The sequence below is a fragment of the Neobacillus sp. genome, from assembly GCF_031988165.1.
In the GTDB taxonomy this organism is placed as follows: Bacteria; Bacillota; Bacilli; order Bacillales; family Cytobacillaceae; genus Neobacillus; species Neobacillus rhizosphaerae.
Genome location: NZ_DALZYO010000005.1, coordinates 59,097 through 71,877, shown reverse-complemented (window position 1 = coordinate 71,877; position 12,781 = coordinate 59,097). Strand labels below are relative to the sequence as shown.

The 12,781-nt window shown below is 38.5% G+C and carries 11 protein-coding genes and 1 other annotated feature; of the genes, 4 read left to right on the top strand and 7 right to left on the bottom strand.

Features of this window, described 5'->3' with window-relative positions; translation table 11 throughout:
* Positions 1-7 precede the first annotated feature (7 nt).
* Positions 8-1,294, top strand: a complete 1,287-nt coding sequence (locus RTR43_RS04265) for a DUF4309 domain-containing protein (protein ID WP_312469916.1) — start codon at positions 8-10, stop codon at positions 1,292-1,294.
* Between the two features lie 438 nt (positions 1,295-1,732).
* Here RTR43_RS04265 and RTR43_RS04260 read toward each other — a convergent pair whose 3' ends face one another.
* Positions 1,733-2,206 carry a GNAT family N-acetyltransferase gene (locus RTR43_RS04260; RefSeq protein WP_312469914.1) on the bottom strand — a complete coding sequence of 158 codons (474 nt, stop codon included), beginning with the start codon at positions 2,204-2,206 and terminating at the stop codon, positions 1,733-1,735.
* 601 nt (positions 2,207-2,807) lie between these two features.
* Here RTR43_RS04260 and RTR43_RS04255 point away from each other — a divergent pair.
* Together RTR43_RS04255 and RTR43_RS04250 are read left to right on the top strand one after the other, a co-directional pair.
* Positions 2,808-3,467 carry a TetR/AcrR family transcriptional regulator gene (locus RTR43_RS04255; RefSeq protein WP_312469913.1) on the top strand — a complete coding sequence of 220 codons (660 nt, stop codon included), beginning with the start codon at positions 2,808-2,810 and terminating at the stop codon, positions 3,465-3,467.
* A gap of 19 nt (positions 3,468-3,486) precedes the next feature.
* Positions 3,487-4,260 carry a CPBP family intramembrane glutamic endopeptidase gene (locus tag RTR43_RS04250; RefSeq protein ID WP_312469911.1) on the top strand — a complete coding sequence of 258 codons (774 nt, stop codon included), beginning with the start codon at positions 3,487-3,489 and terminating at the stop codon, positions 4,258-4,260.
* A 375-nt stretch (positions 4,261-4,635) separates the two neighbouring features.
* Here RTR43_RS04250 and RTR43_RS04245 read toward each other — a convergent pair whose 3' ends face one another.
* Positions 4,636-5,355: a pseudouridine synthase gene (locus RTR43_RS04245; protein ID WP_312469910.1), complete on the bottom strand. Its 720-nt coding sequence runs from the start codon at positions 5,353-5,355 to the stop codon at positions 4,636-4,638.
* Between the two features lie 29 nt (positions 5,356-5,384).
* Positions 5,385-6,995 carry a putative polysaccharide biosynthesis protein gene (locus tag RTR43_RS04240; protein WP_312469909.1) on the bottom strand — a complete coding sequence of 537 codons (1,611 nt, stop codon included), beginning with the start codon at positions 6,993-6,995 and terminating at the stop codon, positions 5,385-5,387.
* A gap of 239 nt (positions 6,996-7,234) precedes the next feature.
* On the opposite strand from RTR43_RS04240, the gene RTR43_RS04235 reads away from it, so the two are divergent.
* Positions 7,235-8,506, top strand: a complete 1,272-nt coding sequence (locus RTR43_RS04235; protein WP_312469908.1) for a BaiN/RdsA family NAD(P)/FAD-dependent oxidoreductase — start codon at positions 7,235-7,237, stop codon at positions 8,504-8,506.
* Positions 8,507-8,509: 3 nt separating this feature from the next.
* On the opposite strand, the gene RTR43_RS04230 is transcribed toward RTR43_RS04235, so the two are convergent.
* From RTR43_RS04230 to RTR43_RS04215, 4 genes are all read right to left on the bottom strand, one after another.
* Positions 8,510-8,695 (bottom strand): sporulation protein Cse60, encoded by a 186-nt coding sequence (locus tag RTR43_RS04230; RefSeq protein WP_248737739.1) that lies wholly within the window; start codon positions 8,693-8,695, stop codon positions 8,510-8,512.
* Between the two features lie 127 nt (positions 8,696-8,822).
* A complete protein-coding gene (locus tag RTR43_RS04225; protein ID WP_312469906.1) occupies positions 8,823-9,137 on the bottom strand; it encodes a rhodanese-like domain-containing protein in 315 nt (104 codons plus the stop codon).
* A 54-nt stretch (positions 9,138-9,191) separates the two neighbouring features.
* Complete coding sequence (gene leuS / locus RTR43_RS04220) at positions 9,192-11,609, bottom strand: leucine--tRNA ligase (protein ID WP_312469905.1); 2,418 nt, start codon at positions 11,607-11,609, stop codon at positions 9,192-9,194.
* A 43-nt stretch (positions 11,610-11,652) separates the two neighbouring features.
* Positions 11,653-11,875, bottom strand: a binding site (T-box leader).
* A gap of 221 nt (positions 11,876-12,096) precedes the next feature.
* Positions 12,097-12,781: MFS transporter (locus RTR43_RS04215; RefSeq protein WP_312469904.1), on the bottom strand; the 685-nt coding region annotated here is incomplete at its 5' end.

The following is a 12,781-nucleotide window of genomic DNA, read 5'->3' as shown; positions in this document are numbered from 1 at the left end:
GGAGGGAATGAATCTGAAGAAATTACCAAAAGCATTATTAATGATTGTTTTCTCTTTTTCCACCATATTAACTGCCTGTGTGTCGCAAACACCAGACCAAAACAATAACGTAAAGCCAAAGCAAACTGCCTTAGCTCCTAAGGAAGTAAACAACTCCTCTCCTATACTACTTAATGAAATAATGGCTTGGGCTAAGAAAGGAACGGTTAAAGATTGTCCATTTAATGCGTTAGGTAGCACTATAGAAAAGGCGAAATCAGAATGGGGAGAACCGGACAAGGTCGACCAGGCAGGTTATGGCTCCTATGCTACCTATAATAAAAAGAATATCGTTCTAGGCTATAACAAGGCGGGCGAAATTTTCGATGTCCGTTCCTATTCTAAAGACCTTAAAGAAATATCTAACAAATTGTTGGTAAAATCATTCGGACAGCCGTCGGAAGTAAAGGACAATAATAATGAACATATTTATGTTTATAAATTAGGCCCGGAGCTTCAGTTTAAAATCATCATTCCAAAAAGCAGCAATGTCATTGACCATATTTCTGTTTTTAACACCAAAAGAGCAGAGGCAAACAATGATTATACTCTCGATATTAAAGGAAAATCTAATCAACTAACTGAGCAAGCTTGGACAACGATGCAAAATTGGCGGAAGGATATCATCCTTTTTTCTAAAAGTCAGGAAAATGTATATATTAATGGCCCTGATAAAAGGAAGGTGGCCCTTACATTCGATGATGGACCAGATAAGATCATCACCCCAGCAATCATTGATATTTTATCTAACCATCATGTGAAGGGAAATTTCTTCTTTTTAGGAAGCAGAGTAAAGGAACACCCTGATGTGGTTAAGGATGCATTTGATCATGGAAACTTGGTTTTGAGCCATAGCTACAACCATGTGGAATTAACGAAATTAGGAAATGCAGCTATTCGAGAAGAAATTGATAGTGCCGGAAAAGCCATAAAGTCACTTATCGGAAAAGAGCCTGCCATCCTTCGGACACCCTATGGGGATACGAACGCACAAGTGGCGGAGATTTCTAAGCAAGAAGGATATTCCATTGTCCTATGGTCGATTGATACACTGGATTGGTCCCAGAAGGATTCAAAAAATATTATTAGCAATGTAATCACCAATGTTCGAAACGGTGATATTATCTTAATGCACTCCGATTCCGATAAGAGTGAGACCAAAAAAGCATTACCGCTGTTAATCGAAGAATTGCAAAAAAGAAACTTTGAAATTGTCGACTTGCAAGATTTGTTGAATATTAAAGCTTATCAATAACCTATTGTAAGAAAAGCGCAAGCGTCCTGTTCAGCGACGTAAGGGCTGGACTGAACCGACTGAGATAAAGGAAACACGGTAAACGAAGTGAACCGATGTTGACTTATCGTAGGGAGGTGAAGGAAGCACTCTAGTCGCTAGGGCGCTTGCGCTGGACAATTTTCAAAGTTCAATATATAAATTCTTATATTGTAAGAAAAGCGCAAGCGCACATTTAGAGGATTATGGACGAGAGTGCTTCGATTTAGATAAAGGCAATGTTAATTTATCGTAAGGAGAAGAGCGAAGGACACTAGCCGCTGTGCGCTGGAGCTGGACAATTCTTAAAGTCTAGTGATATGCATTCTTATAGCATAAAGACAACAACAATAATTGATGTTTGTTAGTAGGAAATAGTTAAAAAGGGACCAATCTTAAAGTGGTCCCTTTTTAATCCATTTATTCGGTCACAAAATAATGGAGAACATTTTCATTTGAGAGTTTTTCCCCTTGATCAACAAATCCTAACGATAGATAGAAGTTGCGTGCTGCTTGATTTTCAGGAACATAGGATAAGCTAATTTCAATACAATCATCATTTTTTGAAAGCATCGAGATAATCTCTTCCATTGCTTGCTTTCCATAGCCTTTTCCTTGGAACTCCTCTCCAATCATAAATCTTGGGATGCCATACCTATCATTTGCTGCATTCTCAGGTACATACTCCAAACAGCAAAAACCAACAAGGGTTTCATTTGCATATATAGCATACGGAGTCATTGAGTGGTCAACCTTTGATTCTGCTATTGTAAAAAGATTGGAAGCAATAAATTTCTCCTGATCCCCCGCTACCTTTAGTCTTATACAGGCTCTAAAATTATCTAAATTAACCTCTTTAAGTGTAATGGTTTGTTTGAATTCAGTGTTTTCCATACCTTCTCCTCTTTCTATAATTTCCCAACAAGGTGTTTACCTATTTTTTAATCAAATAGTTTGAAAATTAACAACATTATACATTATTTAGCTGTTTTAATTCAAATTATTAAAAAACTTTGGTTACTACCTTAGGAAATGTTGATTCTCTGATAGGAAGACTATTTCAAAGGGTTGAGGAGTGTAGATTTAAAATAAAGATGCGATGTTTATAAAAAAGATCCGATGTTTGTAAAAAAATTGCGAAGCTTTACCCCTTTAAATAATCATATCTAAAGAGGGGTTTTTATGTCTAAAAGAAAAAGAACATTCAACGTGATGTAAAAACTGATCTCCCACTTGAAAGTCAGTATGAATGTTCTCGTCGAAAGTGTACATCTTTATTTAAGCGTTTTTGTACATATTAAGATTAGCATTTATAATTTTCTCCTCTTCTAGCGATTAACCTATCCCAATCTAAGAGTATGCAACTCATTCAGAATGGTGGAAATTATGATCATTTTAAAATGACTATAGTGTCATTTTAATATTGACAATGAATAGCTTGTGACATAATATAAAGATGACTACGGTGTCATTTTTATTATAGGAGGTGGTTACTATGCCAAAGGTAAGCAATGAGTATGTGATAAGAAAGAAAAATATCATTTTAGAAGCAGCTTTATCGGTGTGTAAAGTTAAGCCACTCTATGAAATTACGATGAGAGATATCATTAAAGCGTCAGGGGTAAGTCAAGGTGGGATTTATCGCTATTATTCGGATTTGGACGAAATACTTGTTGCTGTCATTAATCAAGCCAATGCTAATGCAGACTATAGGCAAGTTGTCGATGCGATCATTGAAAATAGTAATTCTCCCAAAGAATCGATAAAAAAACTGTTTACTTTTCTCGGTGAGTACATTAAAGAAAACTTATCAACGGTTGGCAAAATTCAATTTGAGCTCACAATCGTATTTGCCAACAATCCAGAGAGACAAAAGAAAATTTTATCGAACATTACTGAAAATGAAAGCGGACAATATTTGGTCGAGCGGTTATTTAGTACAATTCATGAGGGAATTTCTTTAGGGAGCTTTCAGCCTGAAGTATCACCAGAAGATTTATTTACTTTTATTATGACATCCATTGATGGCATTGTAAGAGATGTTATATTACAAAAATGTTACGGTATGTTCCAAAATGAACAAGTGCAATTTGACGAAATCCGTCTGATGAATTCTCTAAGCAAGTCCGTATTATTATTGTTGGGGTCTAAATAAGTAGAGGAGAGGTTCAAAATTGGGGAAAGAGATAAGAAGGTTTCTATTCTATACCTTTGTTTTGTCGTGGATACTATGGGGTGGCTTAGCGATATTAACACAGTTAAATCTACTCAGATTTGGAACTGCATTTTCAATGATGTTGTTTATTCTTGGTGGTGTTACCCCTGCCATTTGCGAGATTTGGCTGAAAAAGAAATATAGTTCTAAAGAAGAGTTTAAATCATTAATTAATAATATAAAAAATCCTAGACACCCATTAGCATGGTACCTATTTACCATCGGACTTGCGTTTGCAGTTTGTTTTTTGCCAACTCTTTGGGGTGGAGCATCTATGGAGAACCCTCTATATCTAGCATTGATTGAATTCCCAATCATGATTATCGGAGGTGGTTTGGAAGAGATCGGCTGGCGCGGCTATTTACAACCTACGTTGCAAAAAAAATGGTCGCCATTCACAAGTACTCTCATTGTGGGTGGTATTTGGGCAATATGGCATCTGCCACTATGGTTCGTGGTTGGTTCAAATCAAAAGAGTATGAACTTTCTCTGGTTCACTCTAAGTGCTTTGGCATTATCATTACTGCTGACGGTCATTTATTCATCCACCAATAGCATTTTTCTATGTATTATTTTCCATGCCTTAATTAATTCATTCTGGGATGTTTATATTCCAGATACGAATGTTGCGTCTGCTTTATTTACACTTTTGTTTGCGCTGTTTATTTTTACTGCATTTGAATTCTATCGAAAGAGGAATAACACTAAAGGGCATAATTTACTTCATGGATAACAATGTTTTCACCACTTAACTAATAATATATTTATTCGCCATAAAGAGGTCTTTTTATTTAAATTTATAGGTTGTGTGGATTTGAAATAAAGTTTAAACATTTATAAAAAAGTCGCGGATGGAATTAACTTTTGAAATTCTTGCGAATCTTAATTTAATAAGATTGATTAAACTTTTTTATAATAACTACAGGAATAAGTTAGAAAAGAACTCATTTTGATCAATGTTTATTCAAAATGAGTTCTTTTGCTTCCTGGTAAGATCAGTGTTTGCAGGTTGTTTTAAATCAAACTTTATTCCAAACCAATAAGGAGGAAAAGTGCTTGAAAACATTGAAAAAGCAGCTAATTTTAGCTGCTTTTTCAGAAAAATTCTCTATTTCACTTGATAATCTCTCAATAACTCAACTTCTTCATCCGTTAATTCTCGGTATTCACCAAGTTCCAGTGTCTCATCCAACGGTAAAGGCCCCATTGAAATCCTTTTCAGGTAAACAACCCTTTTTCCAACGGCTTCGAACATTCTTTTCACTTGATGAAATTTCCCTTCGGTAATGGTCAGTTTAATATCGGAACGAATTCCTGATTTTAAAATTATTAATTCACCTGGCTTTGTTTCGTAACCGTCATCAAGGATTACACCGCGAGCAAATGCACCAACATCTGCTTCTGTCACTTCCCCATCAATCACAGCAAAATACGTCTTCGGCACATGCTTTTTAGGAGAAAGCAAGCGATGAGCCAATTGGCCGTCATTGGTGATGAGCAGCAATCCTTCTGTATCCTTGTCCAACCGTCCGACAGGAAATGGCTCGTACACTTGGTCCTCCATCTCCAATAAATCGATGACGGTCTCACAGGCGTTATCTTCTGTTGCCGACAATACCCCTTGCGGCTTATTCATCATCAGATAGATAAATTCTTTGTATTCAATCACTTCACCGTTCAAAGTAACAGTTTGAATGTTCGTATCCACCTGCTGCTTAGCATCCTTCACAACGAGATCATCTACTTTAACAGCACCGGCTTTTAGCAATTGTTTGACTTCCTTACGGCTGCCGTAGCCGAGATTAGCTAGCATTTTATCAATTCTCAATAGTAATCCCCCTCAATTTAAGAAGATTTTTAAGTGCGCAACCGCAATTTTTGCTTAAGGCGAACAACCCGATCGCCAAATAATCGGTCGATTAAACCTGATTTCAATCCTAGGTAAAAATAGATAACGGCACCTACTCCAGCACTTAATAGGATTAAAATAACAGATTGAGTCTTCGACGCTGGTGAAAGAAATAGCAACAATAATTTATAAACAATCTCTGTCCCTGCCCACATCAGACCAGCAAAGATTACAATTAATAAGCTTCGTCTCCAAACAAGACGGAATTGGTAACGGGAGAAGGTTTTAATTACAACCAAATTAATGATAATAGCTGCGATGTAACCAAGTGCTGTCGCTAATACTGCCCCTCTTGTTTCGAACATTTTTATAAGTGGGATATTTAGGGCGAGTTTTATTAATAAACCAACTAGTAAGCTTAAGATGGTAAAGCGCTGTTCATTGATTCCCTGCAAAATTGCAGCTGTAACCGCGTAGAGAGAAAATAAAATGGCAACCGGTGCATAAGCGCCTAATACCTGTGTTCCAAGTACATCATGTTCATAGAACACCGTATAAACAGGTTCGGCTAATAAAGACAGCCCGATCGCTGCAGGTAAAGTTAGATACAATAGGACCTGAAATGTTTGGTTTAATTGCCGGTTCATGCTCGTGCGATCATTCTCAACAAATGCCTTGGTAATACTTGGCACTAGAGTTAAAGAGAAGGCCGTTGCGAGTGAAACCGGAATAATGACGATTTTATGTGACTCAAAATTCAATATACCAAAAGCGACATCTGCTAACTTCTCCTTCATCCCCATTTCCATCAATGCCCGGGTAAGCGTAAATTGGTCAATGAATTGAAATAGTGGATTGGCAATACCGACAAACACGAATGGTGCTGCGTAAATAAAAATTTCTTTATAGATTTCCTTTAGCGAGATATCGATTGTTCCTTTATCGTGTTTCAAAAGCTCATCAAGATAAGGTTTTCTTTTATACCAATACCAAAATAATACGAGCAAGCCGCCGATGGCACCAATAAAGGCAGCAAAAGTGGCGACGCTAACAGCTGAAACAATCGTTCCATTTAAAAATTTCAGAACAACATAGGCACCGGCAAGCGTGAAAATAATCCGCACAATTTGTTCCACGACCTGTGACACAGCAGAAGGTCCCATTGATTGATGTCCTTGAAAATAGCCCCTGATTAAGCTCATAAATGGCACAACAATCAACGCGAAACTAACAGCTCTGATGACGGTAATAACACTTGCCATGTCTTTTTTACCAGGATGACTCATCTCTGCCAACAACGGTGCCGCTGAATACATGACAAGAAAGGCTGCAATCCCCGTAAATAGCATGACCACTATTCCCGATTTAAATAGTTTTCGGCCAACGGCGTATTCTTCAAGGGCATTATATTTTGAAATAAACTTTGACACAGCTAGCGGAACACCAGCCGTTGCAATACTAATAAAAATCGTATAGGGGACGTACGAGAAGGAATAAAGCTGAGTCCCATGCTTCCCGACAATTTGATAAAACGGTATAACATAAATTAAGCCGATAACCTTTGATAATATGGTTCCAAAAGTTAAAATAAACGTACCTCTTAAAAGCTTTGATTGCATAAAATCCCTTCCTATTTAGAAAAGCGCAAGCGCCTTACCAAGTAAATTCGACTTTTTTTCACACTATTGTAGTTTACAACTCTTTTCCCTATGATGCTACTAACAACCATGCAAAATTATTAACAATTGTTGACTATTCATTTTGTTTTCAGTTTATGGTGAAATGGTTATAATGAAGTAATTGGTTTTAATACCATTAGGTTCCCATAAAAACGAATGAACATAAAGTTGGTGGAAATATGGAATATGATGTAATCGTCATTGGCGGCGGCCCATCAGGGTTAATGGCAGCCATTGCCGCAGGAGAAAAAGGGGCTAGAGTCCTGTTAATTGATAAAGGAGATAAGCTTGGAAGAAAACTTGCCATTTCTGGTGGTGGCCGCTGCAACGTTACCAACCGGCTGCCCATTGAGGAAATTATCAAACATTTGCCCGGTAACGGAAAATTTTTATATAGTGCTTTTTCAATCTTCAGTAATGAAGATATTATTAAGTTTTTCGAAAAGTTGGGTATCGCTTTAAAAGAAGAAGACCATGGCCGTATGTTTCCCGCTTCTAATAAAGCTCAATCGGTTGTCGACGCTCTTTTAGAGCAATTAGAGAAGCTCCATGTAAGAATCTTCAAAAATAGTCCTGTTGCTGATGTCATTTATGAAAATGGGAATGTCTCTTCCGTGGTATTAAAAGATGGCCAAAAAATATCAGCTAAATCCATCGTTATTGCTGTCGGAGGCAAATCAGTTCCCCATACAGGCTCAACCGGAGATGGCTATGCTTGGGCGAAAAAAGCCGGACATACGGTTACCGAATTGTTTCCAACCGAAGTTCCTGTCACGTCTAGTGAACCTTTTATTAAAAATAAAACCCTTCAAGGTTTATCATTACGCGAGATTGACTTAAGCGTGTTGAATCCAAAAGGAAAGCCGATTATATCGCATCGAATGGATATGTTGTTTACCCATTTTGGTATTAGCGGCCCAGCTGTACTGCGCTGCAGTCAATTTGTTGTGAAAGCAATGAAGAAGTGGAATTTAAAAGAAGTAACGATGAGCCTTGATTCTTTACCAGATAAAAAGGAAGAAGAAGTTTTTCAAGACATCATCAAGCTCGTAAAAAGCGAGCCTAAGAAAAGTATCAAAAATACGTTAAAAGGCTTAGTGCCAGAACGTTACCTGCTATTTCTATTAGAACATAATGGGATTGATCCTTCTGAACAGGGCAGCACGATTTCTAATGAAAAAATTCGTAGTTTTTCAAAAAGCTGCAAGCAATTTCCGATTAATGTGAATGGGACACTTCCTCTCGAAAAAGCATTCGTGACTGGCGGCGGAGTCTCAGTAAAAGAAATCGAACCGCAAACAATGGGTTCAAAATTAATGAATGGTTTATACTTTTGCGGTGAAATCCTTGATGTTCATGGATATACCGGGGGATATAATATCACCTCCGCGCTTGTGACCGGGAGATTAGCTGGAACAAATGCCTCCCTAGCTACAAAAAATCGGGCCTGATCGTCAGGCCCGATAGATAATCATTGCCGAAAAGCAATAAATCTGTTCTTCCTCTTCTTCCTCTGTCATCGCTGCCACATTATATTTAATATCTAGCAGACTTTTTTCCTCAATCCCTTTTAAAAAGCGATTCATTTCCCGTTCCAAATCCTTCTCATGCTCGCGATCGAACAACTTTACCTGGATCATTGAACTCTCCCTCTCTTTTTTATTATCATTATTCACCACTTTTCTGAATTTTAAAAATAAACTCTATTAAAAAGTTCCGTATCCCTTGATAATTAGCAGGAAAAAACCGATTCCAAATTGGAATCGGCTATTCTGTGTATTCTGTCTCTCCTGTCCAATTCATCATACCGCCAATCATATTGCGGACTTTATATCCCTGCTCTTGAAGGTAATAGCATACATTTTCACTACGGTGACTGGAGCGGCAGATAAAAATATATTCTTTATCCTTGTCAAAATAATCGAGATTAGCAGGAATATCCCCCATGCGAATATGCTTCGCCCCAGGTATCATACCATATGCTACCTCTTCATCTTCCCTAACATCAACAAGCTCAAGTTTTTCCCCTGCCTCGAGCTTTTCTTGTAACTCTTCTGGTGTAATCATTTTAATTTCTTCCATCCCAATCATCCCTTTAGAAAAACATCCTCCGATTGTGGAGGATGTTCTATTTTATTAGTTTGCTACGATGTTAACAAGTTTTCCCGGAACCGTAATAACTTTTCGAATCGTTTTTCCTTCGATATGTTCCTTCACATGTTCATCGTCCATCGCGATTCCTTCTAATGCTTCTTTGCTCGCATCAGTTGGCACCATAAGCTTTGTCTTAACCTTACCGTTAACTTGGATAACAATTTCAACTTCCTCATCCACTAGCTTTGCTTCATCATATGCAGGCCATGCTTGGTAAGAGATGGTTCCTTTATGTCCTAGTTTTTCCCAAAGTTCCTCTGCAAAATGTGGACAAATAGGCGCGATTAATTTGACAAATCCTTCCACGTAAACCTTTGGAAGCACTGTTGCTTTATAGGCTTCATTAATGAATACCATCATTTGTGAAATTGCGGTATTAAATCTTAAGCCCTCGTAATCCTCGGTTACCTTTTTCACGGTTTGATGATAAACCTTCTCCAAGTTAGATGCTTCATTATTTGACTGGATTTTTGGACTTAAAGAACCATCCTCTTCGATCAATAAACGCCAGATTCGATCTAGAAAGCGACGGGAACCGTCCAAACCGTTTGTCGACCAAGCAATCGAGGCATCAAGTGGACCCATAAACATTTCATATAAGCGAAGCGTATCAGCACCATGGCTGTCAATGATATCATCTGGGTTCACAACATTCCCTTTCGACTTACTCATCTTTTCATTGCCTTCACCTAAAATCATTCCTTGGTTAAATAGCTTTTGGAATGGTTCTTTTGTTGAAACAACACCGATATCATATAAGAATTTATGCCAGAAGCGAGCATATAGCAAGTGAAGCACCGCATGCTCAGCACCGCCAATGTAAATATCAACTGGCAACCAGTGATTTAATTTTTCCTGTGAAGCAAGGGCTTCAGAATTTTTGGGATCAATATAACGTAAATAGTACCAACAGCTGCCCGCCCATTGCGGCATCGTATTGGTTTCGCGGCGGCCTTTTTTACCTGTTTCCGGATCCATGACATTTACCCAATCCGCAATATTAGCAAGCGGTGATTCACCCGTTCCAGACGGTTTGATATCTTTTGTTTTTGGTAATGTCAATGGAAGCTGATCTTCAGGAACCGCAGTCATCGTGCCATCTTCCCAATGGATGATTGGAATCGGTTCGCCCCAATAACGCTGGCGGCTGAATAACCAATCGCGTAATCGGAAAGTTACTTTCTTTGTTCCGATCCCTTGTTCTTCCAACCAAGCAATCATTTTCTTGATTGCCTCTTCTTTATTAAGACCATCTAAGAAAGCTGAATTGATGTGTTCGCCATCGCCAGTATAGACTTCTTTTTCAACATCTCCGCCGGCAACAACTGGCTTAATTGATAAACCAAATTCTTTGGCAAATTCATAGTCACGTTCATCGTGAGCAGGAACCGCCATGATCGCACCCGTTCCGTAGCTTACCAATACATAGTCGGCAATCCAGATCGGCATTTTTTCGCCATTTGCAGGATTGATGGCATACGTACCAGTAAATACTCCTGTTTTCTCTTTTGCTAAGTCTGTGCGCTCTAGATCACTCTTTGTTTTTACTTTATCCAGGTAAGCATCAACTGCTGCACGTTGGTCAGCTGTAGTAATTTTGTCAACAAAATCATGCTCCGGAGCAAGTACCGCATAGGTTGCACCGAATAATGTATCTGGGCGTGTAGTGAAAACAGTAAATGTTTCAGCGTGTCCATCGATTTGGAAGGTTACTTCGGCACCTTCAGAGCGGCCAATCCAATTACGTTGCATTTCCTTCAAGCTCTCTGGCCAATCAAGCTCTTCTAAATCTTCAAGTAAACGGTCACCATAAGCCGTGATTTTTAACATCCATTGCTTCATTGGACGACGCTCTACTGGATGACCTCCACGTTCACTCTTGCCGTCAATGACTTCTTCGTTAGCCAATACGGTTCCTAAGGCTGGGCACCAGTTTACGGCTACTTCATCAATATAGGCAAGACCTTTTTCAAAAAGCTTTAAGAATATCCACTGGGTCCATTTATAATATTCAGGATCCGTTGTGTTGACTTCTCGGTCCCAATCATAGGAGAAGCCAAGTGCTTTAATTTGTCTTCGGAAAGTATCAATATTTTTCGCTGTAAATTCTGCTGGATCGTTTCCGGTATCTAATGCGTATTGTTCTGCCGGTAAACCAAAAGCGTCCCAGCCCATCGGGTGAAGCACGTTATATCCCTGCATCCTCTTTAAGCGTGAAAGAATATCAGTTGCTGTATAGCCTTCAGGGTGCCCAACATGGAGTCCAGCCCCGGACGGATATGGAAACATATCTAACGCGTAGAATTTTCGTTTATCATATTCTTCACTTGTTTTGAATGTTTTTTCTGTTTCCCATTTTTTTTGCCACTTTTTTTCGATATGCTGATGTTCGAAACTCATATTGGTTTCCTCCTAAAAAAAAATAAAAAATCCCCTCATCCCAAAAAGGGACGAGAGGATTGTATGTATCTTCCCGCGGTACCACCCACATTAGTGCATGCATGCACTCGCTTCATTCATCCTTAACGCGGAAAACGGCAAACATTACTTTTTGTTCATGTCTGCAACTCAAAGGCGAGTTCATGATACACCCGGTTGACTTCCACCAGCCGTCAACTCTCTACGCTCGGGTATGAACCACTACTACTCCAGATCACTGTTTTTTCAATATAAAAGTATTACGGTTATTGTATTAAATTTTTTACCACTATGCAAGCAAACAATTGCCTAAATTCAGGATGGACGAAATACTGCTCTTTTAAACAACAAAAAGAAAAGAGCAAGCGCGCTTGCTCTGAACCCTTCTTAAAGTCCAATATTATTAATTCTTATATTAGAACAAAAGACAAAGGAGTATACCCCTTTGTCCACTCCACACGGACAAATACTATATTTGTCCATGGCTGGTGCCTGACACCATTTTAGCTTTTAAACCACGATCATATAATATTGTGGTTACTATTGCTATCAGAAACAGACCAATCAATACAGTGAATAACGCGGACATACTATATAAATCTACCAGCATTCCACCAAGTAAAGGGCCAATCATTCTACCACCTGTAGCGGTGCTGTTGACGATTCCTTGATAAAATCCTTCGCGGCCCTTTGGTGCTAAATCAAATGCAACAGTAGGAACCGCAGGCCAGATGAACATTTCACCGATGGTTAAGATGATCATAGCAATTAATAAGCCTGAAAAAGCACTAGCTTTTCCGGCAACCAAAAATGAAATAATAAAAATACCGATTCCAATCAGTATTTGCAGCTTAAGTGAAGCTGACAGTTTCATTAGCACACCATTGAGAAGCGGCTGCCCGAGGACGATGATAGCACCATTTACCGTCCACAATAAGCTGTATTGAGTTAGTGAAATATTGATTTCTTGTGTATAAGAAGCAATGGTTGTTGTCCATTGACTATAAGCAACCCAACATAGTAAATAGCCAGAACAAAGAATCAATAAAGCCTGCAAATTCACCTTATTATTGACAACTTTCATTGTTTTTCCATTCTGCTCATGCTTTACGGTCACTACCGAGATACCCTTATATCCAAATACAGCAATTAGT

Excerpts from the sequence above, each read along its gene's own strand:
- RTR43_RS04255 (WP_312469913.1), top strand. The coding sequence starts at position 2,808 with ATGCCAAAGGTAAGCAATGAGTATGTGATAAGAAAGAAAAATATCATT.
- RTR43_RS04230 (WP_248737739.1), bottom strand. The coding sequence starts at position 8,695 with ATGATCCAGGTAAAGTTGTTCGATCGCGAGCATGAGAAGGATTTGGAA.
- RTR43_RS04265 (WP_312469916.1), top strand. The coding sequence starts at position 8 with ATGAATCTGAAGAAATTACCAAAAGCATTATTAATGATTGTTTTCTCT.
- RTR43_RS04235 (WP_312469908.1), top strand. The coding sequence starts at position 7,235 with ATGGAATATGATGTAATCGTCATTGGCGGCGGCCCATCAGGGTTAATG.
- RTR43_RS04240 (WP_312469909.1), bottom strand. The coding sequence starts at position 6,995 with ATGCAATCAAAGCTTTTAAGAGGTACGTTTATTTTAACTTTTGGAACC.
- leuS (WP_312469905.1), bottom strand. The coding sequence starts at position 11,609 with ATGAGTTTCGAACATCAGCATATCGAAAAAAAGTGGCAAAAAAAATGG.
- RTR43_RS04225 (WP_312469906.1), bottom strand. The coding sequence starts at position 9,137 with ATGGAAGAAATTAAAATGATTACACCAGAAGAGTTACAAGAAAAGCTC.
- RTR43_RS04260 (WP_312469914.1), bottom strand. The coding sequence starts at position 2,206 with ATGGAAAACACTGAATTCAAACAAACCATTACACTTAAAGAGGTTAAT.